Below are 26,505 nucleotides of genomic sequence, written 5' to 3'. Positions count from 1 at the left end.
AACCCTCCACCGGAGAAGGAGAACACCATGCATCCCGCCACGTTGCCGGAGAACCCGCCGAGCGCCGCGCCACCGGCACCCGTACGCCCGCCGCGTGCCTGGGCCCTGACCGGCGCCCTCGGCGGCCTGGTCGGCCTGGTCGGCATCTTCACCACCGCGGGCCTGACCGCCCCCGCCGAGCCGTACAGCGCCGACAACGCCGGCTACGTCGCCGCCCTGACCGACCGCGCCGGGTACGTCTGGGCCCACCAGGTGGTGACCGTGGTCGCCATCGTCTGCCTGGCGGTCTTCGCGGCCGGGCTGCGCCGCTACCTGGGGGCGCAGGAGCCCGCCGGCAGCCTGCTGCCCACGCTCGCCGCGAGCGGGGTCGGTCTGGTGCTGGTCGGACTGCTGATCGGCGGCGGGATCTCCACCGAGCTGTTCTTCTCGTTGAACGCGGCGGACGAGTGGGACCCGGACGTCATCGCGCCGATGCTCACCATCTACAGCACCATGGCCTGGCTGTGGGGCGGGATCGGGCTGACCGCCGCGGCGGTCGCGGTCGGTGGGCTCCGGCACGGCTCGGTCAGCCGCTGGTTCGCCGTCTTCAGCGCGGTCATCGCCGTCCTGATCGCGGCCACCCAGCTCGCGCCGGTGCAGTACATCGCGCTGGTGCCCGGCGGGATCTGGCTGGTCGTCGCCGGGGTGACCCTGGCGTTGCGCCAGCGTCCGGGCGGACGGTCCTGAGCGTGTGGCCCCGGCCCGGCACCGGTGGAGGGCCCGGCGTGGCGTCCACGGGGTCGGGCCGGTCGCCCGATCCGCCGGCCCGGCGACACGGTCTAGTCTCGGCGACGCCATGACCACCGAGAACACCGCTGTCGTGCCGGTCGCGGGCACCACCCGGACGCGAGCCGCGCGTGCGCCGCGCCCCGCCTGGACGCGCCGCGCCGCGTGGTCGCTGAGCGGGGCCTCGCTGCAACTGGCCGCCGTCGCGGTCGGACTGGCGATCCTCAACGGCGCTTCGGTGGGCGACCTGTCGCACCTGCTGCTGGTGACGGCCTGGGCCGTCGTCGGCGCGGCGATCGCCGCGCACCGCCCGGACAACCCGATCGGCTGGCTGGCCCTGACCAGCGGACTCTGCTTCTCACTCCAGGAGGCGTGCGGCCAGTACGCCGCGTACGGGCTGGTGGTGGCACCCGGTGCGCTGCCGTTCGCCGAGGCGCTGGCCTGGCCACAGAACTGGCTCTGGGTGCCCGGCAACGCGGCCGTGGCGCTGATCCCGGTGTTCTTCCCCGACGGCCGACTGCTGTCGCCCCGGTGGCGCCCGGCGGTGTGGACGGTGGTGCTTCTCGGTGCGGTCGCCATGGTCACCGGGGCGCTGCGACCCGGCACCAACGAACAGATCGGCCCGGTCAGCGCGGTCAACCCGCTCGGGGTGTCCGGCTGGCAGCCGATCGCCGACCTGGCCGCCATCCCGGCCACCCTGGCCAGTGCGGTCATCTACGTGGCCGCCGGGTGCACCATGGTGTGGCAGGCCCGTCGGGCCCAGGGGGTCCACCGCCAGCAGGTCAAGTGGCTCGGGTACGCGGTCGCGGTCGCGGTCGCCGTGGTGGTCGCCCGGCTCGTCGCCGGCCTGACCGACGGCCACCCGAACATCTGGCCGCACGGCAACCTGTTCTGGGACCTGGCCGGCGGCCTGAGCGGCGCGCTGATCGTGGTCGCCATCGGTATCGCCGTCCTGCAACACCGACTCTTCGACATCGACCTGCTGATCAGCCGGACCGCTGTGTTCGTCGCCCTGTCGGTGGCGGTCGGTGGCGTGTACGTGCTGGTCGTGGGCCTGCTCGGGGCCGGCTTCGACGCCTCGGCGAGCCTGCCGGTCTCGTTCGTCGCGGCGGCCGTGGCCGCGCTGATCCTCGCGCCGCTGCGCGGCTGGCTGCAACGCCGCGTCAACCTGCTCGTGTACGGCGAACGCGACGACCCGTACGCGGTGCTGGCCCGGCTGGGACAACGGCTGGACCAGACCCAGGACGCCGCCGCCGTACTCGCCACCAGCACGGCGACGGTTCGCGAGGCGCTGCACCTGTCCTACGTCGGGATCGAGACGGTCGACGGCCGGTCGTACCGGCTGGGGGTGCCGCCACCGGACCCGGTGCGGCTGCCGCTGGCCGCCCACGACACCGTCGGTCACCTGCTGCTCGGCCCCCGGATCGGGGAGACCACGCTCGGCGCCTGGGAACTGCGGCTGCTGCGCGACCTGGCCCGGCACATCGGGGTGGCGGTGCAGGCGGTCGGCGCCCTGGACCGGGCCCAGTCGCTCGCCGCCGACCTGCAACGCTCCCGGGAGCAGTTGGTGCTCGCCCGCGAGGAGGAACGACGGCGGCTGCGTCGAGACCTGCACGACGGCCTCGGGCCGACGCTGGCCGGACTGACCATGCGCGCCGAGGCGGCCCAGGAACTCGGCCCGGGTCCGCAGACCCAGCGGCTGCTGGAGGAGATCGTGGTGGACGCCCAGACCGCCGTCGCCGACGTCCGGCGGCTGGTCAACGGTCTGCGGCCACCGGCGCTGGACACCATGGACGTGGTCGCGGCGCTGCGGTCGCACATCGCCGGCTGGCCGGACGACGGGCCCCGGGTGGTCTTCGACGCCCCGCCGGTGCTCCCCGAACTCACCGCGGCGGCCGAGGTGGCCGCCTACCGCATCGCGGTGGAGGCGCTGAACAACGCCCGCCGACACGCCCGCGCCACCCAGGTGCAGGTGCGGCTGCGGGTCTCCGGCGGACGGCTGTGCCTGCAGATCCGCGACGACGGCCGGGGCCGCCGACCCGACCGGCCCGACGGCGTGGGCATGCACACGATGCGGGAACGGGCCGAAGAACTCGGCGGCTCCTGCGTCGTCACCTCGACACCGGGCGCCGGCACGCTGGTGACCGCGACCCTGCTCACCGGTATGAAGGAGACCGATGGACCAGATCCGGACCCTGCTGGTTGACGACCACGCGCCGTTCCGGGCCGGGTTGCGCGCGCTGCTCGCCACCAGCCCAGACATCGAGGTGTGCGGCGAGGCGGCCAGCGGCGAGGAGGCGCTGGCCGTGCTCGGCCGGGTGCAACCCGACGTGGTGCTGCTCGACCTGACCATGCCGGGCATGGGCGGCATCGCGGCCACCGAGCGGATGGTCCGGATGAGCCCACACGTCCGGGTCCTGATCCTGTCCATGGCCGACGACGACGACTCGGTCTTCGCCGCGCTGCGGGCCGGTGCCCGGGGGTACGTGCTCAAGGGCGCCCGCCGACTGGAGATCATCCGCTCGGTACGGGTGGTGGCCGACGGTGAGGCGATCTTCGGCCCGGCCATCGCCACCCGGCTGATGGGCTACTTCGCCGGGCTGGACCGGGCCGAACCGGCGTTCCCCGAACTCACCGCACGCGAGCGGGAGATCCTGACACTCATCGCCGCGCACCTGACCAACCCGCAGATCGCGACCCGGTTGGGCCTGAGCACGAAGACGGTCCGCAACCACGTCTCCAACATCTTCGCCAAGCTCCAGGTCGCCGACCGGGCCCAGGCCATCAGCGTGGCCCGCCGACAGGGACTCTGAGCCGGGGCGGTTCGACGAGCCGGGGCGGCCGGTGGGGCGCGGCGGGTCAGCCGGGCGGGAGCGGGCGGCGGCCGGTGGGGCGAATCAGCGGGGCGACGCGCCGGGCGGGCGGGGCGGTAGGGCGGCGAGCCAGTGCTCCAGCGCCTGCGGGGTGTCGAACAGCAGCACCGGCGGCCCGGCCGGGTCCTGCTGCCAGGCGCGCATCCGGGCGCGTTCGCGGGCGTACCCGGTGAGGTGCCAGACCAGGACGGACTCCGAGGAGAGCACGCTGCCCAGCGACTCGCGGTTGCCGTTGCAGATCTCCTCCCCCGTCCGGAGCCGGTGCACGGTACGGCGCAGCAGCCGCCGGAAGGAGAGCCCGCGCGGGTAGTCCAGCCCGATCACCAGGTCGGCCCGGGCCAGCGGCACGTCCCGCCAGCCGTGGTACGCCCCGTCGAGGATCCACCGCTCCTTGCGGCAGATCGCCTCGATCCGGCTGCGCTGCACCGCGACCGGCACCTCCACCCAGCCCGGTTCCCAGAGCAGGTCGTCGACCGGGTGCCAGGGCAGCCCGAGCCGGTGGGCCAACTGCTGCGCGAGGGTGGACTTGCCGGAGCCGTGCACCCCGTACACCAGGATGCGAGTCGGGCTGTTCATCGCGCGGCAGCCTACCGAGTGGTCCGCGCGCCGGGCGGCCGGGTCGGGTGACCGGCCGCCCGGTCGGGATTCAGCGCTTGTTCGCGAGATCGCCGCAGTCCGACTCCTCGGGCAGCAGCGGCCGCAGGGTGACCCGCCACTGTTTGCCGTCGGAGGTCCACGGCGTCGCCGTGTTGGCGCTCGCGGCGGCACCGAGCAGCGTCCCCAACTCGTCCCCGGTGACCGTCACACAGCCCAGCCCCAGGTCCTTGTTGAGGGTCGTGCCGGGCAGGGCCGGCCCGGGCCAGGCCACCTCGGGCTGCTCACCGGCCTCGCTGTCGGCCACCCACGGCTCGGCGACGGCCGCCACGGCGGTCGGCGCGTACGACGTGGTGTCGCCCAGGGTGTCGCCGAGCGGGCCCGCCGGGTCGGTCAACGACTCGGCGAAGGCGCGCAGCTTGTCCCGGGCCGACTGCTGCTCGGCGCTCAGGCCGCTGTCGGTGCCGGTGGCCTCGCCGAGCGCGTAGACTTCGGACTCCTCGACGCCCTTGTCCCCCAGCAGGGTGAACCGGGTCGAGGCGGCGTCGGCGACCGGCGGGGTCCCGAGATCGGAGACTCCGCCGACACCGGCCGCCCGGGCCTGCGCCACCAGCTTCTCGACCTCGTCGGCGCTGATGGTGCGGACCTGGAGGTTGGGCAGGGCCGGGCCGGGATACTGCAACGTCGTCGGCCCCTCGGTGATCACCCGCCCGTCGCCGTAGACGCTGATCGCGGGCAGGCGGGTGGCCAGCATGGCCGGCGTGACGAACCCGCCGACGTAGTCCATCCGGAACACCACGGAGTCCGCCGAGTAGGAACGCTCGGGAGAACCGGCGTCGCCCGCGCCGCCGGCCCCCTGCTGGCCACAGGCCGCCGAGGTCAGCAACAGCAGAGGAAGGACCGCCAGCCGCCCGCTTCGATGAATCTTCATGCCGATCCGACGTATCCGGAGTCCGATCGGTTTCCACCGGACGCAGATCCACTGCGAGCGGCTTCAGGACGAGCCACGGGGACCGTCGAAGCCGGGGTGGTGAGGCGGTACGCCCGTCCAGGACGTGCCAGGATCGTCAGATGTCGATTCGCGGCGGTTCCGCGCTGACCGCCGTCGCCGTGGCCTATGCGATCTCCTCGATGGGCGACCAGGTCGCGCTGGTGGCCTTGACGTTGCGGTTCTACGAGCAGGGCGCCTCGGCGGTCCTGATCTCCGCCCTGGTGGTGGCGGGGGTGCTGCCGATCGTGGTGGTCGGCATGGTGGCCGCGTCGGTCCTCCTCGCGCCCCGCGTGCCGGTGGCCGCCCAGCCGCGCGTGCTCGTGGGAGCCGGGCTCCTCATGGGTGTGGCGCTGACCGTCGTCGCGGTGCTCCCCGTCCTCGCCGTGGCCCTCGTCGGCTTCGTGTGCACTGGCGTCGCCAACGCCCTGCAGAACCTGGCCGTCCGGAACCTCATCCACGCCGAGGTGCCCGCCGAGGTACGGGGTCGTGCCTTCGCCTGCGCCTCGGCGCTCCTCAACGGCGCCAACCTCTCCGGCACCGCGCTGGGTGGACCGGCCGTGGTGGTCCTCGGCGGCGCGACCAGCATCCTCGTCGCGGGTCTCGGCGCGATCGCCGCCACGCTCGCGGCAGCACCGGTCCTGCTCCGCAGGCGTCACGCCACCTCGGATGGCCCTGCGGCGGGCCCGGTCATTCCACGGTGACCGTGTACGCGGCCGTGTGCACCTCGCCGTCGACCTGGAAGTCGAAGAACGCCCGGTACCGGCCGGGGCTGGGCGGGGTCAGCCAGAACGTCACCGCGCCGTCGACGAGTTCCTGCTCGGGGTGGACGTGCACGAGACCCAGGTCCCCCTCCCGGATCAGCACCAGGTGCCCGTACGCGCCCAGGTAGCGTTCCAGTCGGGCCGGCTCGGTGCCGCCGGTGCGGTCGACCCGCAGGGCCAACGGCGTGGTCACGCCCACCGTGGGCGTACCCTCCAGCACCACCGTGTACGGCCCGGCGGTCGTCTCCCGCTGCGGCGGCGGCAGCCCCGCCGGGGTGTACGCCCCGGGCACCTGATGGTCCACGCCGAGCACCAACGGCAGTTGTCGACCGTCGGTGGTGGTGACGGAGAAGTCGGCGTAGACGCGGTGGTCACCGGCCCTGTCCAGGGTCAGCGGGACGCTCCAGGTGCCGTCCGGCGTCATCGTCGGGTGCAGGTGCTGGTAGCCGCCGAGGTCGTTGCCGACCACGATCAGGTGCAGCGGCTTGTCGTGCACCACCGCGAACCGGGTGGCGGGCTGCCCGTCGGGGCCGACGATCCGGAACCGGTAGTCGACGGCCTTGCCGCTCTGCTGCGTACGCAGCACCGGCTGCATGGTGTAGCCGCCCACGCTGACCTGGGTGCCGGTCGCCTGGCCGGTCCCGTCGCCGGGGTGCGTGTGCGGCCCGGTGCCCGGTGGGTGCTGGTGTCCGTCGCCCGCCATCGCTCCGGCGACCGGTGCCCCGGCGGTGGCCGCCTGCCGACCGCCGGTGCTGGTGGTCCGGGGCTCGTCGGTACCGAGGCGCCCCAGTCCGAACCCGGCCAGCAGCGCCACCACCAGCCCACCGACCAGCAGCACCAGCCGGGTGTCGCCGCGCCGGTTCGCCGGGCCGACGGGGGCCGGTTCCGCGTCGTCCGGTGGGTCGACGACCGGCGTTTCCCGCTCGGTGGTGGCGAGCGCACCGACCGGGCCGCCCGCCGAGGACGTGCCACCGGTCGCCGACGTCGCGTTCACGCGCGCCGGGGACGTCGCGGCCACCGTCGAGGTCCGGCCGGTTCCCACCGTGGAGGCGGTCACCGTGGACGCCTTGGCTCCGCCGGTGGCGGACTTGCCTCCCGAGGCCGACTTCTTCGCGCCGGCCCTGGCGTCGGGTCGACGTCCGGTGCCGGTCCGGCGGGTGTCACCCCGAGGTCGGGCGGGTCTGCGGGTGGGACGGGACCGACCGGTGGGGACGCCGGTGGTGGGGCGGCGGCGCAGGACGAGCAGGGCTGCGAGCGCCGCCCCGAGCGCCACCGCGCCGGTGAGCCAGGCGAGCCGTCCGGCACCGTCCCCGCCGTCGCCGGAAGATGAGGGGGGCGCGGTCATCGCCGGTGCGGGGGCCGCCTCGGGTGAGGTGGCGGGCGTCGCGCCGGAGCCGGACGTCTCGTGCTGCTGGGCGGCGGCGAGCAGTGCCGGGGCGGGCTGGTCCGTGGGCGGCTGCCATCCGGCCGGTGCGTCGGTGACCGGTCCGGTGTAGCGGAAGCTCATGGTGCCGCGTACGGTCTCGCCGTCGGAGGCGACGGAGAGGTAGCTGACCGAGTAGCGGCCGGTCGCGGGCAGGTGCGCGAGGGTCACCGTCGCGGGGTAGCCGGTGGCGTACTCGCGTGGCTCGAAGACGCCGTCGACCAGGAAGTACTCCCGGACGGGGCGGTCCAGCGGCGTGGGTGCACCGTGCGTCCAGCCGTTGTCGACGCGGGCGCCGCCGGGCGCGGTGACGGTGAAGTACGCGTCGTCCCGGACCTGCTCGGTGAAGTACAGCTCCACCGTGCTCAGTGCCTTGTCGACGGTGGCGCCCTCGGCCGGTGTGGACACCGCCAGGGTGCCGTGGGCGGCGGCCGGTGGGGTGGACGCGAGGAGGACGGCGGCCGAGGCGAGGACGAGCGCGAGGAGGCCCGAGACCGCGCGTCGGGGAGCCGCTGGGAGTCGACGCATCCGGTCATCGTTGCGACGACGGGGCTTCGTTCAATAGCCCGTCATCTTTTTATTCAGATAGCAAAAGTTATGCCCTGCCCGACTCAACCTGTTGGTGTCGACGACGAAACGGTGCGGGTCAGTGCCGGTCGCACGGGTGGAACAGCGCCGCGTGCCACCGTTTCACCAGGTCCTGATGCCCGGTCAGGGGCGGGGTGAAGCAGAGCCGGTAGCAGGCGGTCCCGCCGTCGGGGGTGGGTGTCGACACCAGCAGCCCGTGCCGGTCCAGCCGCAGCGGGCACGGCAGACAGTCGGCGGGCACGTCGACACCGGCGGCGACCAACTGCCGCCGCAGGAACGGATAGAACTGCGCGCCGTGGTGGTCGACCAGGTCGACCAGGAGCGTTCGCTCCATCGCGGAGATCGGGTCGGGTGCGGCGGCCCGGTAGTCGGCGAGCCGTACCGGCAGGTCCCGGTCCCGGCCGGTGAGGGTGACGCGCTTGGGCACCACCTCCACGATGACCGTCTCCGTACCGATGTCCAGCAGGTCCGGATCGGACCGGGTGGCCGCGACCGCGTCGGCGGCGGCGCGGGCGGCGGCCCCGGTCAACGGGGTGGCCCGGCCGCCGACCCGCAACCGGCCCCAGGTCGGCGAGAAGGGCAGCGGCGGCACGTCCGCGACGTGCACGAGCACCGAGCCGGTGGTGCCGGCGAGCGGGTCGTCGCGGCGGCACACCAGCAGGATGCGGCCGTCGGCAGCGGCGCCGTGCCGGACGTCGGTCACCGCGGGCCCGCGGTACGCCGTCACGGTGGCGAGCGTGGCGCTGCTGGCCAGGGTACGGGCGATCTCGGCGCTACTCGGTTGCATGGGCGGGCTCCGTTCGGGCGGGCGGCCGGGTCGGGGTCACGGGTGCGGGCGGGCGCAGGTGGGGCAGCCGGGCTCGACACCGAGCAGGCGGGCCAGGCCCGCGCTGACGTCGTCCGGTCCGGCGAGCGTCTCGGCGAAGGCGAGTCGCACGTCGCGGTGCCCCTCGGGCACCTCCAGGCGCAGCACGATCCCGTGCCGGTCCAGCCGCAGCGGGTGCACCCGGCCGGCACCGGCCCGCCGGTCGGCCGGCACCAGGCGCGCCAGCCCGCCGAGCGTCTCCGGATGGGCGTCGGCCAGGTGGCGCAGCAGCTCGGCCTCGTACCGGGCGAGCGGGTCGGGATCGGCGGCGGCCAGGTCGTCCGGGTCCACGGTGGCGTCGCCGTCGGGGTCGACGAGGTCGGCGGTGGCGAGCACGAGGACGGCGGTCACGTCGCCGCCGTCGAGGTCGTCCAGGGTGAGCCAGCCGGTGAGCGTGGCACGGGCCCGGACCCGGTGGCGGGCCGGGACCGGCGCCAGGTCGGTGAGCTCGGCCAGGGCCGGCACCTCCCCCGTGTCGAGCAGGTGTCGGGCCAGTTCGGCGTGGACGGGCAGCGCCACCCGGAGCTGCCCGTCGGCGTCGAGGGTGTGCCGTCCGATCAGGTCCGCGCGGTGGCGGCTGGTCCGCAGGCGCAGCGAGTCCGCACCGGCGAGCAGCGTACGCAGTCGCTCGGCCGGTGTGGCGGTGGTCGCCGTCAGGGGTGCCTTGCTCAAGACCTCACCTCCCATTAGGTTAGCCTTACCTTACTAGAGAGGTGATGATGAACCAGTCCCGCCCGAAGATCAAGCGCTCCCGCCGCCTCGGCATCCCACTGACCCCGAAGTGCGTGCGGTACTTCGAGCGCCGGCCCTACCCACCCGGCGTGCACGGTCGGGCCCGGACCAAGGAGAGCGACTACAAGGTCCGGCTGCTTGAGAAGCAGCGCCTCAAGGCGCAGTACGACCTGCGGGAGAAGCAGCTCCGGCTGGCCTTCGAACGCGCCGTGGGCCGTCCGGGCAAGACCGGCGAGGAACTGGTCATCGACCTGGAGACGCGGCTGGACGCCCTGGTCCTGCGTGCCGGGCTGGCCCGCACCATCTACCAGGCCCGCCAGGCCGTCACCCACGGGCACGTCAACGTCAACGGACGACGGGTGGACCGCCCTTCCGCGCGGCTGCGCCCCGGCGACGTGATCGCGGTCCGCGAGGGCAGCCGTGCCAAGACCCCGTTCGTGGTGGCCGCCGCCGGTGCGCACGCCCCGGACCGGACCGCCCCCTACCTCGACGTCGACCTGGCCGGGCTGACCGCACGGCTGATCCGGTTGCCGCAGCGGGCCGAGGTGCCGGTGCTCTGCGACGAGCAACTGGTCGTCGAGTACTACTCCCGCTGACCGCAGCGGTCCGGCCGGCACCCCTCGCGGGTCCGGCCGGACCACCCGGCACCAGGGGTGGCCTGCGACGAGCTGGCACCGGTGCGCTAGACAGGTAGCCGTACCGACCCCCTCGGATGGCGGGAGCACATGTCACCATCCCTGCTCACCTGGCTCTCCGGCGGCGTACTGCTGCTGGGTGCCGGAGTCCTCACCACCCTGCTGCCACGCCTGCGTACGCGCCGGCAGGACCGCCTGGTGGCCTGGTCGACCGCGCGGGCCGCGATCGACAGCGCCACGGTCAGCCGCGACGCGACGAGTGCCCGCGTACCCGAGGCGGACGGCCTGCTCACCCGGGCCGAGTTGCTCGCCGCCGACCACGGCGGTGTCACGGCCGCCCGCGCGGCGGCCGACCTCGCCCGCCGCGCCGACGAGCTGTGGCAGGCGCAGCGGTGACCGCGCCCCGGGGCATCCGACGCACCGAACCGCTGCGCTGGGGACTGCTCGCCGTCGCGGTGGTCGTGCTGGCGGTCTTCCTGCTCGCCCAGCAGCAGAGCATCGACGTCAGCTACGGCCAGTCCCCGGCGGTGTCGAAGCGGGTCGAGGAGGGCTCCGCCGGTGAGCTGAGCGACGCCACCGTGCCGTCCACCGAAGAGATGACCGCCCTGGTCGACGCCGACCCGGTGGTACGCCTGCCGGGCGCCGTCGCCCGATGGGACGAGCAGCGGGTGCGGGACGCGATCGGCGACGACGACACCCGCATCCTGGTCGCACCGCCGGGCCTGGACGAGGAGGAACGCAAGCGGGTACGGGAGGTCAGGAGCGCCACGATCCGGGTGATCGGCACCCAGGTCAGCGGCGGCATGTTCCAGGCCACCCCGGACACCCTGCCCGGTTGGCGGGCCCAGTTCGCCACCGGTGACGTCACCGGCCAGTTGGTCACGTTGATCACCGCGCTGCGCAAGGTGCCGCGCCCGGCCGATGAGGACACGCTGCGCTGGCGCGACCCGAGTCGGACGGAGCTCGACGCGGTCACCGCCGACCTGCGCGCCGACGGGCTGCACATCGCCGAGGGTGCCACCCTGCGCCAGGTGCCGCAGGACGCGCCCACCGCCTTCCCCGACGGCGCCTGGTACGTCGCCCTGCCCGCCCAGCCGTACGGCGAGGCGCTCCCGGCGTACGGTCCGGCGCTGCACCGGCTCTTCCCGGACCAGCCGCTGGTGGTGATGTACGGCAGTTGGATCGAATACCACGGTCCGGGCGCGGCGGACTTCGCCGAGCTGGCCGCGACCAGCTTCTACGCCCACTTCGGCGACCGGCTCAGCCGCTACGACTACCCGCAGCAGAACGTGCTCGGCGTCTACCTGGGCCGGGTGACCGACATTCGGTACGCGGGCCTGTTCGACCGCCCGCTGCCCTACCGCCCGCTGGATCCGCTGCGGGTGGCGCTGCCCGCCCTGCCCTGGATCTTCGCGGCCTGCGTGGCGTGCTTCCTGGTGCTGTCGATCCGGTCGCTGCGCCGCTCCGGCACCCGCCCGGGTGACCCGCAACGTGGTGGTGTGCGGGCCCGGCTGGCCGGGCTCACCGCGCTCGCGGTCGAGGCGTCGCTGCTCACCGACGCGCGCAGCAATCCCGCGTTGACCCGGGGCATCGGCAGGCTCGAAGCGGCCCGGAAGGCGCTCGACGAGGGACTACCGGAGCGGCACGTCCGCCGGTTGCTCGACAACGCGACGGCGGAACTGGAGGAGACCGCCCGCCTGACCGGCATCCCCGGCTACCGCCCCGACCTCTACCTCCAGGGGAGGCTGTCGTGACCGCCGCGCTGCGACGCGGCCTGGCCGCGCTGGTCGGCACGACCTTCGGCGGGGCGGTGCTGGCCTGTCTGGTGCTGGCCGGGTGGGCGCTGTGGTCGGGCGGGATCCTGGACGGCCCGATCGCCCGCGAGGTGCGCGCCTCGTCGACGTACGTCGCCCCCGGAGTGGACCTGGACCGGCCCGCCGCCGAGCGGATCATCGGCAACCGGCGGCTGGTGGTGCTGTTGATGGCGCCCGGCGACGACCTGCGGGACGCCTGCGACCAGACCCGGCAGGCCGCGAAGGGCACGCTGGTGCTGGCGATGAGCCGCGACGGCGACGACTGGGACACCTACGGCTGCTCGCGCATCCGCCAGCGCGACAGCAAGGACTTCGGCCGCGCGATGGTCGCGGAGACGATCATCAGCCGGGGCGTGGACTCGTTCGTGGACCAGCCGCTGGAGGCGTTCAAGGTCATCGTGGTCAACTACGACCTGCTGGTGCGCGCCGGCAACCTCCCGGACGGGGCTCGCACGATCAGCCCGTCGCTGCCCCGGTACCTGCTGGCCGGCGCGGCGGTCGGCGGTGTGGTCGCCGGTGCCGCCTCGCTCTGGATCGCCGGTCGGCGGGCCGGGCGGCTGGCCGCGCAGCGGCGACGCCGACGCGACGAGCAGGCCGACGAGCGCAGCGCGCTCAGTGCCGCGGCGGCCGGGTTGGCGCAGCAGATCGTCGACCTCGACCAGCGGTACGGCCGGCTCTCCGCCCGCAGCACCGGCCGGGGCTACGCGCGGCTGGTCAGCGACTACACCCGGCTGCTCGGCGAACTGTCCGACGCCGGTGCGGGCGAGGTCACCGTGCGGCGGCTGCGGGAGCGGGTGGACGAACTCGCCTCGCGGGCCACGATGCTCACTCGGGAGGCGCAGGCCCGGGCCGGGAACGGTTCGGGTTCGGACCCGTCGTCCACGGGCCACCGTCCGGGGTCAGGGCGTGGCGGTCGGCGGGGGCGTCGGCGCGACCGGCCCGGGTCCACCACCGGCTGACCCGCTGCCCGGTCCGGGCGGCGAACCGGAGTCGGGAACGGTCGTGCCGGTGGTGTGCCGGGACCGGCCGTGCCCGACCACCGACAGCGCGACCACCCGCCGGGACCAGGGACGTACCCGCAGGGTCACCACGTCGCCGTCGCGGCAGCGCGTCGCCCACTCGCTGGGCAGTCCCCACGCGGTGGTGCGGTCGGCGGTCCCGTCGTCCACGGCCAGGTAGTGCAGCCAGGGTCGGGGCGGGCTGTTCTCGCCCCGGGCGACGCTGCGCCACACCTCGATCCAGAGCACCTCGCCGGTGACGGTGCGCTCGGTGGCCAGGTCCAGCAGGGTGCGGACCACGGTGTGCAGGCCGGATAGCAGCACCAGGACCACCACCACGGTGACGCCGTTGCGCACCAGGTCGAAGATCCGGGCGGCCTGGTTCACCGTCGACGGAGTGAGGGTGAACGTGGGCCCGAAGGCGTCGAGCAGGAAGGCGCCGACGGCGACGCCGATCACGCCGCCGGCCAGCAGACGCGGTGCCGACCGGCCGTAGCGGGGCAGCAGCCGGGGGTAGCGGACGCGTATCCGGTGCCACCTGCCGCCGTACGACGACCAGACCGAGGTGCGGTCGCCCAGGCCGAGGTCGAGCACCGTGCTGGCCAGGCGGGTGGCCCCGACGGCGGCACCGTAGCCGAGGTAGCGGTCCCAGATCGCCACCGCGGCCGGGGGCAGTTCGTCGAACTGCTCGTGCCCGCGCAGCCAGTCCCGCACACCGAGCCACCGGGCCGCCACCTGACGGCCGAGCGCCGTGTCGCGTTCGCCCGGTGACGCCCCGGCCAGCGTGGAGAGCAGGACGAACACCGCGATCCCGGCGATGAACGCGTGGTTGCCCGAGGTCGGATGCCAGCTCGCGAGGTGCAGCGCGGCCAGCCCGACCACCGCGGCGGCGGCCAGCGCCGCGCCGACCAGCAGACCGGTCACGCGTGGACCGAAGCGCCGCCGGGACAGGCCGGCGGCACGGGCGTCGGCGATCACCTGCCCGCGCAGCCGCCGGTTCCACGCCCGGGCCCGGGTCTCGTCGCGGAAGGTCAGCGCGGTCAGCGGCAGGACGCCGTCCACCGCCAGTGCGCGGACCCGGTCGAGCACCTCGCGCTCGTACGGGCGCAGTGCGGCCTCGTCCGGCGCAGCCGCCGGCAGGTGGACGGTGCTCTGCCTCGGGTCGTCGCCGGGTTGGCGGATCTCCAGGAAACTCCGGGCGGCGAGGTCGAGCAGGGTCGCCTCGGCGGCGTCCTCGGTCAGCGACCAACGGTTGACCAACAGGTTGACCACGGCGGGCGATTCGGCACCGAGATCCGGGGTGGCCGGCGCGGGTGCCACGGCGGCGGGCCGGGTGACCCACCGGACGACGACGCCGTAGAGCAGCAGCCAGCCGACGAGGGCGCCCAGGCCCACCGTCAGGTCGAGCAGGAGACGGCCGTCCATCACGTGCCGCCGTCCGCGAAGCCGACTCCGACGGCACCACGCTCGCCCGTCCCGGCCTCGAAGTAGTCCCGCGTGCGGAAGCCGGCCGCACCGGCGATCAGGTTGGTGGGCACCGACTGCACGGTGGTGTTGTACGTCTGCACCGCGCTGTTGTAGAACTGCCGGGCGTAGGCGATGCGGTCCTCGGTGCGGGACAGTTCGGCCTGCAACGCCGCGAACTGGTGGTCGGCGCGCAGGTCCGGGTACGCCTCGGCGAGCGCGAGCAGCCGACCGACCGCCTCGGTCAGCACGGTCTCGGCACCGGCGCGACCGGTGGGGCCGGGCGTGGTGGCGGCGGCCAGCGCACCGCTGCGGGCCGCGGAGACCGCCGTCAACGCGTCGCGTTCGTGCGCCGCGTACCCCTTGACCGTCTCGACCAGGTTGGGGATCAGGTCGTGTCGGCGGCTGAGCTGCACGTCGATCTGGGCCCAGGAGGCCTGCACCTGGTTGCGGCGACGGACCAGCCGGTTGTAGGCGACCGTCGCCCAGCCGAGCACGGCCACCCCCAGCAGGCAGAGCAGCCCGCCGACGAGACCCGCCACGACGCCACTGCTCATTCCCCGACCCTCCGGTGCCGCACCTGCGCGCCGCGAGACCGCGGTGACCGGCGCGAACGCGTCGGACCCCGGTGTCGGCGGTCCGGCCGGTCCGATCATGATGATCGGACCCGGCAGGCGCAATCCGACGAACGGGTGGTCACCAGGTGGAACCGGTCGCTCACCCGGCGGCGTCGATGACCCGGCCCCGGTCGGGTCCCGGCCGGGGCCGGGTCGGGGGTCGGCGATGATGGGGCGGTGAACTTCCGCTCCGTCTACCAGCACGGGTTCGTCCGGGTCGCCGCCTGCACCGGGCGTACGCGTATCGCCGAGCCCACCGCCAACGCCGAGGCCGTCCTGCGGCAGGCCCGCCGGTGCGCCGCCGAGGGGGTGGCCGTGGCGGTCTTCCCGGAACTGGGCCTGTGCGGCTACTCGATCGAGGATCTCCTGCTCCAGGACGCGGTGCTGGACGAGGTGGAGGCGGCGCTGGCGCACCTGGTCGCGGAGTCGGCGGAGCTGCTGCCGGTGCTCGTCGTCGGTGCGCCGCTGCGGCACCGGGGCCGGGTCTACAACTGCGCGGTACTGGTGCACCGGGGTCGGGTGCTGGGCGTGGCGCCGAAGTCGTACGTTCCGAACTATCGGGAGTTCTACGAGGCCCGGCAGATCGGCGCGGGGGTCGACGAGCGCGGCGGGACGATCCGGCTCGGCGGCGTCGAGGTGCCGTTCGGGGTGGACCTGCTGTTCACCGCCGAGGACGTGCCGGGCCTGGTGCTGTACGCCGAGGTCTGCGAGGACCTGTGGGTGCCGGTGCCGCCGAGCGCCGAGGCGGCGTTGGCCGGCGCGACCGTCCTGGTCAACCTCTCCGGCAGCCCGATCACGGTGGGTCGGGCCGAGGACCGTCGACTGCTGTGCCGGTCGGCGTCGGCCCGCTGCCTGGCGGCGTACGTCTACGCGGCGGCGGGCCTGGGCGAGTCCACCACGGACCTGTCCTGGGACGGCCAGACGATGATCTACGAGAACGGTGTGCTGCTCGCCGAGACCGACCGGTTCCCGGCCGACGAGCGGCACGCGGTGGCCGACGTCGACCTGGACCTGTTGCGGCAGGAACGGCTCCGGATGGGCACCTTCGACGACAACCGGCGGGCGCACGCGGAGCGGACCGGCGGCTTCCGCGAGGTGCGGTTCCGGCTGGAGCCGCCGACGCGGGACCTGGGGCTGCGGCGGCGGGTCGAGCGGTACCCGTTCGTGCCGTCGGATGCGGCGCGTCTGGCGCAGGACTGCTACGAGGCGTATCACATCCAGGTCGCCGGCCTGCACCAGCGGCTGGCGGCGACCGGCGACCCGAAGGTCGTCATCGGGGTGTCCGGCGGCCTGGACTCGACCCACGCGTTGATCGTCGCGGCGCGGGCGATGGACCGGGCGGGCCGCCCGCGCAGCGACATCCTCGGGTTCACCATGCCGGGCTTCGCGACCAGCGCGCACACCCGGGACAACGCCCACAAGCTGATGCGCTCGCTCGGGATCACCGCGGCCGAGCTGGACATCACCGCCACCGCGCGGCTGATGCTCCAGGAACTCGGCCATCCGTTCGGTGCCGGCGAACCGGTCTACGACGTGACGTTCGAGAACGTGCAGGCCGGGCTACGCACCGACTACCTGTTCCGGCTGGCCAACCAGCGCGGCGGGATCGTGCTCGGCACCGGCGACCTGTCCGAGTTGGCGCTGGGCTGGTGCACGTACGGCGTCGGCGACCAGATGAGCCACTACAACGTCAACGCGGGCCTGCCGAAGACCCTCATCCAGCACCTGATCCGGTGGGTGATCGGCAGCGGCCAGTTCGACGAGGAGGTGGGCGAGACGCTGCGCGCGGTGCTGGACACCGAGATCAGCCCGGAACTGGTGCCGGGCGCGGAACTCCAGTCGACCGAGAGCACCATCGGCCCGTACGCGTTGCAGGACTTCACCCTCTTCCACGTGCTGCGGTACGGCTTCCGGCCGTCGAAGATCGCCTTCCTGGCCTGGCACGCCTGGCACGACCCGGCGGCGGGCAGTTGGCCGCCCAACTTCCCCGAGCACAAGCGGGTCGGCTACGACCTGCCGGAGATCCGCCGCTGGCTGGAGGTCTTCTGCCGCCGCTTCTTCGGCTTCGCCCAGTTCAAGCGCTCGGCGATGCCGAACGGCCCGAAGGTCGTCGCCGGTGGTTCGCTGTCCCCGCGCGGCGACTGGCGGGCACCGTCGGACGGTTCGGCGCAGGCGTGGCTGCGCGATCTCGCCCGCTGGGACGCGCACTGAGTGGACGGTGGACCCGGCCCGGACGATGGTCCGGACCGGCCCCCGGACGTAGGCTGCACTCACCGAGGGCTTCCGCTGTACCGCCGCCGATGAGCGGCGACGGTCCGGCACGGGCCGGGGCGCGGGGTACCACGGCGGGTGGCGGTTCAGCGGAGGGAAAGTGCTGTGGCGGTAGGGCGCGTGGTGCGTTTCGACGAGGTGAAGGGGTACGGGTTCATCGCCCCGGAGGAGGGCGGCGAGGACGTCTTCGTGCACGCGAACGACCTGATGGAGGGCAAGCAGGCGATCACACCGGGCACCCGGGTGGAGTTCCAGATCAAGGAGGGCGAGCGGGGCCTCAAGGGCTACGACGTCCGGGTCGTCGCGTCGGAGCGCCGCCCGCTCGCCGCCCCGGTCACCACCGCCGACACCGAGGAGTACGACGAGGACGCCACCTGTGACGTGCTCTCCGTCGCGGCGCTGCGGACGGAGGTGACCGAGGCGTTCATCCAGGCCGCCCCGGATCTCACCGCGGGTCAGATCGTCCGGCTGCGGGACCAGGTGATCAGGATCGCCACCCGGCACGGGTGGACCGAGGGCTGAGGCTCAGCCGGCACGCCCGCTGCCCACGTCCGGCGTAGGGGTCGCGGACCCACCACCGAACACCACCGCACGCGGCAGCTCGGGTCGCCCGCCCCGTGGCTGCCACTCGCGCGGGTAGCCCAGCGACACCTCCTGGAACGGCACCCCGTCGTGCCAGGTGGTCCGGGGGATGTGCAGGTGACCGTAGACCACCGCCGCCGCCCGGTAGCGGACGTGCCAGTCGGCGGTCAGCTCCGTCCCGCACCACTGGGCGAACTCCGGGTGGCGCAGCACGTCGGTCGGCTCGCGGACCAACGGATAGTGGTTGACCAGGACGGTCGGCAGACCCGGGTCGCAGGCGTCCAGCCGCTGTCGGGTGTACGCCACCCGCGCCCGGCACCAGGCGTCGCGACTCGGATGCGGATCCGGGTGCAGCATGAACTCGTCGGTGCAGACGATCCCGGTGGCGTACGCCCGCGCCAGCGACTCCTCCTTGGTGGTGGTGCCGGGGGCCCGGAACGAGTAGTCGTAGCCGACGAACAGCGGGGCGACGACCACCGGCCCGCCGGGGCCCCGCCAGAGGGGGTACTCGTCCTGCGGGGTGTGCACGCCGAGCGCGCGGCACAGTTCGACGAGGTGGTCGTACCGCTGCTCGCCGCGCAGGTCCACCGGGTCGTGCCGGGGGGTCCACAGTTCGTGGTTGCCCGGTGCCCAGACCACGGTGTGGAACCGCTCGGCGAGGGTCCGCAGTGTCCACTCCACATCGGCGTACGCGTCGCCGACGTCCCCGGCCACGAGCAGCCAGTCCTCGTCGGAGCGTGGTCGCAGCTCCGCCGCGATCCGCCGGTTCTCGCCGTAGCCCACGTGCAGGTCGCTGACGGCGAGAAGCGCGCCGGCACCCATGTCGTCCACCCCCGGTCCGCGACCCGTCGCCGCCCCGCAACGGTAGTCGGACCGGCGGTGGGCGAACAGCCCGTCAGCCGCCGGTGCCCTCTGCGGCGCCGTCCGGGGTAAGGGCGCCGTCGGCCTCACCGGCGTCGAGGTGCACGTGCTGGTGGCCGTTGCCGGCGTCGATGTTGATCTGGTCGAGCTGCGTGGCGGCCACCGACCAGGTGGTGGCGGCGAGGGTGGCCTGCCGGGCAGCCAGCGCCAGGTGGTCGCGCCGCCGGGCGTCGGGAGCGGACGCCGCCAGGGCGACCGCGTCGACCGCGACGGTGGCCTGGGCCACCGCGCTGCGCAGGCCGCCCCGGGCGACGTTGGTGGCCGTGGTGCCCGACGGCGGGTCGGCGTACTGCTCGGTGAGCCGACGCATGGTCTGCCGCCACTGGTCGAGCTGCGTCGGCTCGGGGGCCCGGCCGGACTCCCCGGTCTCCCGCACGGCCACCAGGATCGGTGCCATCTCCTGACCGGTCCGGCGCGCCAGGTCGGTCAGTTCGACGATCTGGCGCGCGTCCCGTTCGACCTCTGCCGCCCGCATGTCGGCGATCCGCGAGTCGGTCTCGTCCGGTCGTCCCAGGGTGAACCCGACCAGCCCGCCCACCAGGGCCACCACCAGCACGGCCGCGACCGCGCCGAGGATCGACCAGCCGGAGGGCCGGGCCGCCGGGGCGGGTGGGGTCAGCAGGTAGGAGGGCCTTCCGGTACGTCGGGACATGGCCACCCCTCGGATCGACGACGATTCGCTCGGAGCGTAGCCCGTATATCACAAGCCGTCGATACTTCTGTGCGTTCCGGCGTCAACTTTCACTCGGCGGGCACGAAAGCCTGCTGGCGGCCAGGCCCACCACGACGGCCAGCAGCGACGTCCTGCCGCGCGTCGACGAACATGACCGTCACCAGGGAGAGGACAGCCGGCATCAGGGTCAAGCCGGCTATTCGCTGCGTAGCCCCTCGGCCCGGGTCAACCGCCACAGCAGTGGCAGGCTGGCGGCGGTGACCACGAGCACCAGCACCGCGGCGGTGCCGGACACTCCGGCGATGGCCGCCCAGTTGACGCCGACGGAGATACCCGCGACCGACTGGAGCAGGGCCGCCACCGCGCTTCCGGTCACGACCGCCAGCAGCATGCCCAGCGTCACCGGGATCGCCACCTGGTAGAGCACCGCCCCGGAGAGGCTGCGGCGGCGGACGCCGAACGCGCTGAGCACCGCCAACGGCCGCCACCGCTCGCGCAACTGTTCGAGGATGTTGACCAGCATGCTCGCGCCGATGACCAGCAGCAGGACGACCGCGCCGATCTGGAGCGCCTGCTGGTAACCGGCCAGCACCGAGGAGGTGCGGCGCTCCTCGAACGTCTGCACGACCGCCGTCGGGTCCACCTGCGCGACGGTGTTGCGCAACCGCTCCACCGCGTCCCGGTCGGCCGAGTCGTACGCGACGAGCACGGTGCCCGGATTGACCGGCGGCACCTGCAACGCTCCCGGGGTGAGCAGGAAGTCCGCCACCACCATCGTGGAGTACTGCCGGACCGTGGGGACCCCGGTGGGCACCGTCCAGCGGATCGGCGTACCGCCGTCGTCGAAGGTGAGCGTGGTGCCCGCCTCCGTCGACGCGCCGCCCGGGCCGGCGAAGCTGTCACCGTCGGCGCAGGAGGGCAGCTCGGCGTACTGGCGCAGGGCCGCGCAGTCGGCGACGTAGACCCGGTGGACCTGGGCCGCGTCCGGGGCGGTGCCCAGGTCCGCCAGCCCGCTGGCGGCCCGGACCCCGACCGTCTCGGCCAGCGCCTCGGCCCAGGTCCGCGCGGGACCGTCGGGCGTGCCCTGCTCGTACACGTAGACCACGGCCTGGAAGTCGTCGTCGGGACTCAGGTCGCTCGCGCCGTACGCCTGCGCCGCGCCGAGCACTCCCTGCACGGCGATCACGCCGGCCACCGACACCGCGATGCCGGAGACGGCCCGGACCGCGGTGTCGCTGTAGAGTTGCAACCGGCGTACCGCGAGCTGCCACGCCACGCCGCCGCCACCCAGCCGCCGTACCGTCGCCTGCACCAGCCACGGCAGGAGCAGCACCACCCCGACCAGCAGCAGCGTCGCCCCGGCGGCGAGTTGCAGCTCCACCAGCAGGCCGCCGGCCTGCTCGGTGAGGCCGCCGAGCAGCGGGTAGAGCAGAAGGAGTCCGACCAGCGAGGGCAGGGGCCGCCACCAGAACCGACGGTGTCGCTCGCCGCCGCGTCGGACCACCCCGAGCGGCTCGATCACCACCTGCCGCAGCGCGGAGAGGGTGACCAAAACCGCGACGGTCGGCACCAGCACCACGACCAGCAACGCCAACCCGGGCACCGGACGCAGGTCGACGGTGAAGAAGCTGAACCCGGGCGGCAGCAGGTCGCCGGCCACCCCACGGACGCCGAGGAAGGCGAGCGCCCCGAGGGCCAACCCGAGCACCGCGCCGACCAGGCTCTCCCCCGCCGCCACCCGCCGAGTCATCGCGCTGTCCGCGCCGACCAGCCGAATCGCGGCGAGTTGGCGGTCGCGGGCCGCACTGCCGAACCGCACCGCCGTGGTCACGAAAATCATCACTGGCAGCAGCAGGACCACCAGGCCCAGTACGCCCAGTACCAGCAGCACCGGAGTCACTCCTGCGGATTCCTGCCGGCCGTCACCGCCGTACGCGTCGATCCGCCGGGCGCCGGGGGTCTCCTCGTCCACCTGCTCCGAGCCCAGGTAGAAGAGACGCTCACCCGGGCCGGCGAGCCCGTCGGCGCCGATGGTGCCGACCACCCGACCGCCCCACCGCTCCCGCAGCAACGCGCCCTCGGGCGAGTCGAGCAGCTCGGCCAGGGCCGGCGAGACGACCATCTCCCCCGGGGCCAACCGGCGGTCGACACCGGGCGGCAGCGGCGTCCGCTCCCCCTCGGGCCGCACCAGCCAGCCGTTGACGTCGGTGCCCCGGTAGCGGGACTCCACGTCGACGGTCAGCAGAGTGTCCGGCCCGGACGCGGACACCACCGGCCCGGGCAGGCGCGCCGCCTCCCGTTCACCACGCGCGGCGGCCAGCGTGGGCAGGGCGGCGACGGTCAGCAGCAGCACCACACCGAGGCCCACGCCGACCGAGATCAGGGTCAGTCGGGCCCAGCCGGACCGGCCGCCCGCCACGCTGAGCCGTACGCCCAGCGCCAGGTCGTCGAACCAGCCCGCCGCGCCGCGCCGCGTCCCGGCGCTCATCGGACGTGCGCCGGAGTGCGGACCTTGCCGTCACGCACCACGACCTCCCGGTCGGAGTACGCGGCCACCCGCGCCTCGTGCGTGACGAGCACGACCGCGGCACCGGTCTGCCGGGCCGCCTCGACGAAGAGCCGCATCACCCGCTCGCCGTTGAGCGAGTCCAGCGCACCGGTCGGCTCGTCGGCGAAGATCACCCGAGGGCCGGTGATCAGGGCGCGGGCCACCGCCACCCGCTGGCCCTGGCCGCCGGAGACCTCCCCGGGGCGCTTGCCCGCCACGTCGCCGACCTCCAACCGGGCCAACGCGTCGGTCGCGCGGCGTGCCGCCTCCCGCCGCCGTACGCCGGACAGCCGCAACGGCAGCGCCACGTTCTCCAGACAGGTCAGCTCCGGGACGAGCTGCCCGAACTGGAACACGAACCCGAAGTCGGTCCGCCGCAGCGCACTGCGGCGCTGGTCGGACAGGGTGACCAGATCCTGGCCGGCGTAGCGGACCCGGCCGGAGTCCGGCACGACGATCCCGGCCAGGCAGTGCAGCAGGGTGGACTTGCCGGAGCCGGACGGGCCCATCAGGGCGAGCACCTCACCGGCGTGCACCCGCAGCGACGCGCCGTCCAGCGCCGTGGTGGCGCCGTACGTCTTGACCAGGTCCTCCGCCTCCAGCAGTGGGGCCTCCGTGGCGGGCTTCATCGCGTCTCCTCTCGCACCTGCGCGCGGAGCTGGTCCAGCCGGGCGGCGGTCAGCTCCAGCCAGCGCAGGTCGGCTTCCAGGTGGAACAGGGCGTGGTCACAGACGAGCTGGTCGGCCAGGTCACCGGCGAGCTTGCGGTGGGTCAGCTCCCGCATCTGCGCCAGGTGCGCGGCGCGCTGCACGTCGAGCAGGTCGGCCGCGTCACGGTCGGTCAGCAGCGCCAGCACGACCTTGGTGTAGAGCTTGCTCTGGAGGTAGACCTCGGGCTGCTCCGGTCGGGCCAGCCACTGCTCGACGTCGGTGACGCCGGCCTCGGTGATCGCGTACCGCTTGCGGTCCGGGCCCTCGCCGGGCTCGGACTGGACCTCGACGAGACCGTTCTTGAGCAGCCGGGCGAGCGTGGCGTAGACCTGCCCGTAGTGCAGCGACCGTCCGCGACCGAACTGGTCGTCGTAGGAACGTTTGAGGTCGTAACCGTGGCGCGGGCCCTGCTCCAGCAGACCCAGTAGCGCGTAACCGACAGACATGAGCGCCACTATACACGCGGGCTATACACACAGTGTCTACGTACGCGGCGTACGGGCCGACGACGCATTGCCGCAGCTCCGGACGGTCGCACGACAGACGTAGGAGCCATAGATCGAAATGTTTGAACATCCGTCGGATGACCGGCCGTGAGCTGCGCCGTAGCGTCGACGCGATCCACCTCGCACGGCCACGGTCACGCACCGTGACCGCACCGCGAGCGTCACGGCCGCCGTGACGGGACGCCCGGTCGTGGATCGGCGCTCCGTGCTGTCCTTTCCACCCCCGAAGGAGCAGAAGTGCCCCGACAACCCCGCTCGTCACGCGCTCGCCGCAGCGGCGCGTTGCTGCTGTCCACCGCCCTCGTCGCCTCGTTGACCTCGGTCGCCGCGAAGCCCGCCGCGGCGGCCCCGGAGGAACCCCTCAAGTCCAACGAGATCTTCCTGACCGGCCCGAGCCAGGGCGCCCCGGAGGACATCGCCGCCGCCTACCTGCGCGCCAACCCGGCCCGGCACGGGGTGACCGCCGCCGACCTCGGTGACCTCGCCGTGCTGTCCAGCTACACCAGCCGGCACACCGGCGTCACCCACGTCAACCTCGCCCAGCGCCACGAGAAGCTGGAGATCTTCGGGGCCACCGCGACGGTCAACGTCGCCCGCGACGGCAGCGTCGTCTTCGTCGGCGACACCCTCGTGGCCGGTTTGACCGGCGGGGCCACCACCCCCGACCTGGACGCCGTCGACGCCGTCGAGGCCGCCGCCGACGCCCTGGACCTGCCCACGCCCACCAACACCCGGGTGATGAGCCGCACCGGCGGCCCGGCGCAGGGCACCGTCGTCAGCGGCAGCGGCATCTCCGCCGAGCCCATCCCGGCCAAGCTCGGCTGGCAGCCCACCGACGCCGGGCTCCGCCTCGCCTGGCAACTCGTCATCGACGACGCCACCGACGCGCACCTCTGGAACGCCACCGTCGACGCGGAGAGCGGCGACCTGCTCGGTGCCGACGACTGGACCACCCACGAGCACACCGACGACCTCGCCGAGACCCTGCACCCGGTCTCCGGCCGGACGATGCCGGTCCGGCGCAGCGGTCCGCTCGGCACGCCCGACCCGGTGCGGGACGGGTCGAGCTACCACGTCTACGGTTACCCGACGGAGAGCCCGAACGACGGCCCCCGTGCCGTGGTGACCGACCCGGCGGACGCGCTGGCCTCGCCGTACGGGTGGCACGACACCGACGGCGTGCCCGGTCCGGAGTTCACCACCACCCAGGGCAACAACGTCCACGCATACCAGGACCAGGACAACAACAACGCACCGGACTTCGGCAGCAGCCCGGACGGCGGCCCGAACCTGACCTTCAACTTCCCGCTCGACCTGGGCGAGAACCCGCAGAGCTACCGGGACGCGGCCACCGCCAACCTGTTCTACTGGAACAACATCATCCACGACGTCTCGTACCGCTACGGCTTCGACGAGGCGTCCGGGAACTTCCAGGCCAACAACTACGGCCGCGGCGGGGTCGGCGGCGACTACGTCCGCGCCGAGGCCGCCGACGGCGGCGGCACGAACAACGCCAACTTCTCCACCCCGGCGGTGGACGGCGTGGGCACGCCCCGGATGCAGATGTACCTGTGGCCGGGCAACCAGTTCGGCGCCCAGAACCAGGTCGTCGTCGACGGGGTCGGGGCGTTCGACGCCACCTGGTCGCGTTACAGCCCGGCGCCGACCAGCGCCGGCCTGCCCGCCCGCCCGTTCGTGTACGGCGGCACCGGCTGCGCCGCCTCGTCGTACCCGGCCTCGCTGCCCGAGGACGGCTGGGTCGCGGTGGTCGACGGCGGCACCACCGCCTGCACCTACCTGCTGCGCACCCAGATCGCCGAGTCGCTCGGCGCCGACGCGGTGGTGGTCGCGCACAACGCGGCCGGCGCCGCGCCGGTGCTCACCGGTGCCATGACGACCGCGCCGGTCGCCATCCCGGCGGTGGCGGTCACCCAGGCCGACGGCACCGCGCTCAAGGCCGCGATCGCCGGCGGCACGGTCACCGGGTCGGTCCGCAAGCATCCCAGCCACCCCGGCATGCGCGACGGCGACCTCGACGCCGGCATCATCATCCACGAGTACGGCCACGGCATCTCGCTGCGGCTGACCGGTGGTCCGGGGATCAACTGCCTGACCGGCAACGAGCAGATGGGCGAGGGCTGGAGCGACTTCTTCGCGATCACCACGCTGCTCGACCCGGCCCTCGACACCGCCGACGGCTCGCGGGGCCTGGTGCCGTACGTGCTCTATCAGTCCGACCGCACCGGCAACGGACTGCGCCCCCGGCCGTACTCGCGCAACATGGAGACCCAGCCGTTCACCTACGACAGCATCAAGACCGGCGGCTGGCTGAACGGCACGTCGCTGGCCGCGCCGCACGGCATCGGGCACGGCTGGGCCGCCGTCCTCTGGGACGTCACCTGGGACCTGATCGACCGGCACGGCCTGAACCCGAACGTCTACGGCGCCTGGAACACCGGCGGCAACAACCTCGCCATGCAGCTCGTCATGGACGGGTTGAAGATGCAGGGCTGCGGGCCGGGCTTCGTGGTCGGCCGCAACGCCATCATCGCCGCCGACGCGGCGCTGACCGGCGGCGACAACGCCTGCACCCTGTGGGCCTCGTTCGCCCGCCGGGGTCTCGGCTACAGCGCGGTGCAGGGCACCACCAACCGGGACGACAACACCGAGGCGTTCGACACCCACCCGTCCTGCCGGGGCGACTTCGTCGGCCGCACCGCAGCGCCCGGCCTGAACACGCTGCCCGCCGGGGACGCGGCACCGATGAAGTTCCAACTCGCCGCGAACCGGGGGCTGGACATCCTGGCCAGCAACTCGCCGTACTCCCGCCTGGTCGACTGCGACACCCTGCAGACGGTCAACCCGGACGGTTCGGTCACGCCGCGACCGCTTCCGGTGGCCGCCGTCAATCCCGGCAACTCCCGCATGTCCGCCAACGCCAGGGGCCAGTACAACTACGTCTGGAAGACCGACCCCGCCTGGGCCGGCACCTGCCGTGAGTTCGTCCTGACCCTGGACAACGGCTTCCAGTACCGCACCTACTTCCGATTCACCGGCTGATCCGACCCGCACCTGCGGGGGAGGGTTCCGAGCCACGGAACCCTCCCCCGCGCCATGCCCACAGGTGTACCCGGGCGGCGAAGGGGTAGGAACCGCCGACCGGCGCCGCCGCGT

At 73.7% G+C, this 26,505-nt stretch carries 23 protein-coding genes; 11 read left to right on the top strand and 12 right to left on the bottom strand.

The window, feature by feature from the left end; all coding sequences use genetic code 11:
• The first annotated feature begins 27 nt into the window (after positions 1–27).
• From ACQVFL_RS11195 to ACQVFL_RS11185, 3 genes are all read left to right on the top strand, one after another.
• On the top strand, positions 28–726 hold the full coding sequence (locus ACQVFL_RS11195) for a hypothetical protein (RefSeq protein ID WP_431729303.1): 699 nt from the start codon (positions 28–30) through the stop codon (positions 724–726).
• A gap of 109 nt (positions 727–835) precedes the next feature.
• Positions 836–2,971, top strand: a complete 2,136-nt coding sequence (locus ACQVFL_RS11190; protein ID WP_396695217.1) for a sensor histidine kinase — start codon at positions 836–838, stop codon at positions 2,969–2,971.
• Positions 2,943–3,578: a response regulator gene (locus tag ACQVFL_RS11185; RefSeq protein WP_396695219.1), complete on the top strand. Its 636-nt coding sequence runs from the start codon at positions 2,943–2,945 to the stop codon at positions 3,576–3,578. The genes ACQVFL_RS11190 and ACQVFL_RS11185 overlap by 29 nt, the downstream gene beginning before the upstream one ends.
• Positions 3,579–3,662: 84 nt before the next feature.
• Here the strand turns inward: ACQVFL_RS11185 and ACQVFL_RS11180 are convergent, their stop codons facing one another.
• Entirely contained in the window at positions 3,663–4,214 is a 552-nt protein-coding gene (locus ACQVFL_RS11180; protein WP_396695221.1) for an AAA family ATPase, read from the bottom strand.
• A gap of 70 nt (positions 4,215–4,284) precedes the next feature.
• The gene (locus ACQVFL_RS11175; RefSeq protein ID WP_396695223.1) at positions 4,285–5,163 is read right to left on the bottom strand and encodes a hypothetical protein; all 879 of its coding nucleotides are present in this window, start codon (positions 5,161–5,163) and stop codon (positions 4,285–4,287) included.
• Between the two features lie 140 nt (positions 5,164–5,303).
• On the opposite strand from ACQVFL_RS11175, the gene ACQVFL_RS11170 reads away from it, so the two are divergent.
• Entirely contained in the window at positions 5,304–5,924 is a 621-nt protein-coding gene (locus tag ACQVFL_RS11170; protein WP_431729302.1) for a hypothetical protein, read from the top strand.
• Here ACQVFL_RS11170 and ACQVFL_RS11165 read toward each other — a convergent pair.
• The 3 genes from ACQVFL_RS11165 to ACQVFL_RS11155 form a co-directional block, all read right to left on the bottom strand.
• Positions 5,911–7,935 carry a copper resistance protein CopC gene (locus ACQVFL_RS11165; RefSeq protein ID WP_431729301.1) on the bottom strand — a complete coding sequence of 675 codons (2,025 nt, stop codon included), beginning with the start codon at positions 7,933–7,935 and terminating at the stop codon, positions 5,911–5,913. The two genes, ACQVFL_RS11170 and ACQVFL_RS11165, sit on opposite strands and share 14 nt — an antisense overlap.
• Before the next feature lie 118 nt (positions 7,936–8,053).
• Positions 8,054–8,782: a hypothetical protein gene (locus ACQVFL_RS11160; protein ID WP_431729300.1), complete on the bottom strand. Its 729-nt coding sequence runs from the start codon at positions 8,780–8,782 to the stop codon at positions 8,054–8,056.
• Between the two features lie 36 nt (positions 8,783–8,818).
• Entirely contained in the window at positions 8,819–9,547 is a 729-nt protein-coding gene (locus ACQVFL_RS11155; RefSeq protein ID WP_396695231.1) for a DUF2470 domain-containing protein, read from the bottom strand.
• Positions 9,548–9,579: 32 nt separating this feature from the next.
• Between ACQVFL_RS11155 and rpsD the strand changes: the two genes are divergently transcribed.
• The 4 genes from rpsD (at position 9,580) to ACQVFL_RS11135 (ending at position 13,000) form a co-directional block, all read left to right on the top strand.
• Positions 9,580–10,188 carry a 30S ribosomal protein S4 gene (rpsD, locus tag ACQVFL_RS11150; RefSeq protein WP_396695233.1) on the top strand — a complete coding sequence of 203 codons (609 nt, stop codon included), beginning with the start codon at positions 9,580–9,582 and terminating at the stop codon, positions 10,186–10,188.
• Positions 10,189–10,317: 129 nt separating this feature from the next.
• On the top strand, positions 10,318–10,623 hold the full coding sequence (locus ACQVFL_RS11145) for a DUF6403 family protein (protein WP_396695235.1): 306 nt from the start codon (positions 10,318–10,320) through the stop codon (positions 10,621–10,623).
• Complete coding sequence (locus ACQVFL_RS11140; protein WP_431729299.1) at positions 10,620–11,981, top strand: hypothetical protein; 1,362 nt, start codon at positions 10,620–10,622, stop codon at positions 11,979–11,981. The genes ACQVFL_RS11145 and ACQVFL_RS11140 overlap by 4 nt, the downstream gene beginning before the upstream one ends.
• Positions 11,978–13,000, top strand: coding sequence for a hypothetical protein (locus ACQVFL_RS11135; RefSeq protein WP_431729298.1), 1,023 nt, complete (start codon positions 11,978–11,980; stop codon positions 12,998–13,000). The genes ACQVFL_RS11140 and ACQVFL_RS11135 overlap by 4 nt, the downstream gene beginning before the upstream one ends.
• Here ACQVFL_RS11135 and ACQVFL_RS11130 read toward each other — a convergent pair.
• Both ACQVFL_RS11130 and ACQVFL_RS11125 read right to left on the bottom strand, forming a co-directional pair.
• Complete coding sequence (locus ACQVFL_RS11130; protein WP_431729297.1) at positions 12,941–14,464, bottom strand: DUF2207 family protein; 1,524 nt, start codon at positions 14,462–14,464, stop codon at positions 12,941–12,943. The genes ACQVFL_RS11135 and ACQVFL_RS11130 overlap by 60 nt on opposite strands.
• Positions 14,464–15,060: a LemA family protein gene (locus ACQVFL_RS11125; protein WP_396695243.1), complete on the bottom strand. Its 597-nt coding sequence runs from the start codon at positions 15,058–15,060 to the stop codon at positions 14,464–14,466. The genes ACQVFL_RS11130 and ACQVFL_RS11125 overlap by 1 nt, the downstream gene beginning before the upstream one ends.
• A 237-nt stretch (positions 15,061–15,297) precedes the next feature.
• On the opposite strand from ACQVFL_RS11125, the gene ACQVFL_RS11120 reads away from it, so the two are divergent.
• The gene (locus ACQVFL_RS11120) at positions 15,298–17,331 is read left to right on the top strand and encodes an NAD(+) synthase (protein ID WP_396695245.1); all 2,034 of its coding nucleotides are present in this window, start codon (positions 15,298–15,300) and stop codon (positions 17,329–17,331) included.
• Positions 17,332–17,496: 165 nt separating this feature from the next.
• The gene (locus ACQVFL_RS11115) at positions 17,497–17,913 is read left to right on the top strand and encodes a cold-shock protein (RefSeq protein ID WP_396695247.1); all 417 of its coding nucleotides are present in this window, start codon (positions 17,497–17,499) and stop codon (positions 17,911–17,913) included.
• A gap of 3 nt (positions 17,914–17,916) precedes the next feature.
• On the opposite strand, the gene ACQVFL_RS11110 is transcribed toward ACQVFL_RS11115, so the two are convergent.
• The 5 genes from ACQVFL_RS11110 to ACQVFL_RS11090 form a co-directional block, all read right to left on the bottom strand.
• On the bottom strand, positions 17,917–18,795 hold the full coding sequence (locus ACQVFL_RS11110) for a metallophosphoesterase family protein (RefSeq protein ID WP_431729296.1): 879 nt from the start codon (positions 18,793–18,795) through the stop codon (positions 17,917–17,919).
• Between the two features lie 73 nt (positions 18,796–18,868).
• On the bottom strand, positions 18,869–19,546 hold the full coding sequence (locus tag ACQVFL_RS11105; protein ID WP_396695251.1) for a hypothetical protein: 678 nt from the start codon (positions 19,544–19,546) through the stop codon (positions 18,869–18,871).
• Positions 19,547–19,763: 217 nt separating this feature from the next.
• Positions 19,764–22,055, bottom strand: coding sequence for an FtsX-like permease family protein (locus ACQVFL_RS11100; protein ID WP_431729295.1), 2,292 nt, complete (start codon positions 22,053–22,055; stop codon positions 19,764–19,766).
• Positions 22,052–22,744, bottom strand: a complete 693-nt coding sequence (locus ACQVFL_RS11095) for an ABC transporter ATP-binding protein (RefSeq protein WP_396695254.1) — start codon at positions 22,742–22,744, stop codon at positions 22,052–22,054. The genes ACQVFL_RS11100 and ACQVFL_RS11095 overlap by 4 nt, the downstream gene beginning before the upstream one ends.
• The gene (locus ACQVFL_RS11090) at positions 22,741–23,271 is read right to left on the bottom strand and encodes a PadR family transcriptional regulator (protein WP_431729294.1); all 531 of its coding nucleotides are present in this window, start codon (positions 23,269–23,271) and stop codon (positions 22,741–22,743) included. Before ACQVFL_RS11090 ends, ACQVFL_RS11095 begins: the two co-directional genes overlap by 4 nt.
• Positions 23,272–23,568: 297 nt before the next feature.
• Here ACQVFL_RS11090 and ACQVFL_RS11085 point away from each other — a divergent pair, with 297 nt between their 5' ends.
• On the top strand, positions 23,569–26,391 hold the full coding sequence (locus ACQVFL_RS11085) for a M36 family metallopeptidase (protein WP_431729293.1): 2,823 nt from the start codon (positions 23,569–23,571) through the stop codon (positions 26,389–26,391).
• Positions 26,392–26,505 lie beyond the last annotated feature (114 nt).

Source organism: Verrucosispora sp. TAA-831, from assembly GCF_050780145.1.
Classification (GTDB): domain Bacteria; phylum Actinomycetota; class Actinomycetes; order Mycobacteriales; family Micromonosporaceae; genus Micromonospora.
This window is presented reverse-complemented; position numbering and strand designations above follow the sequence as displayed.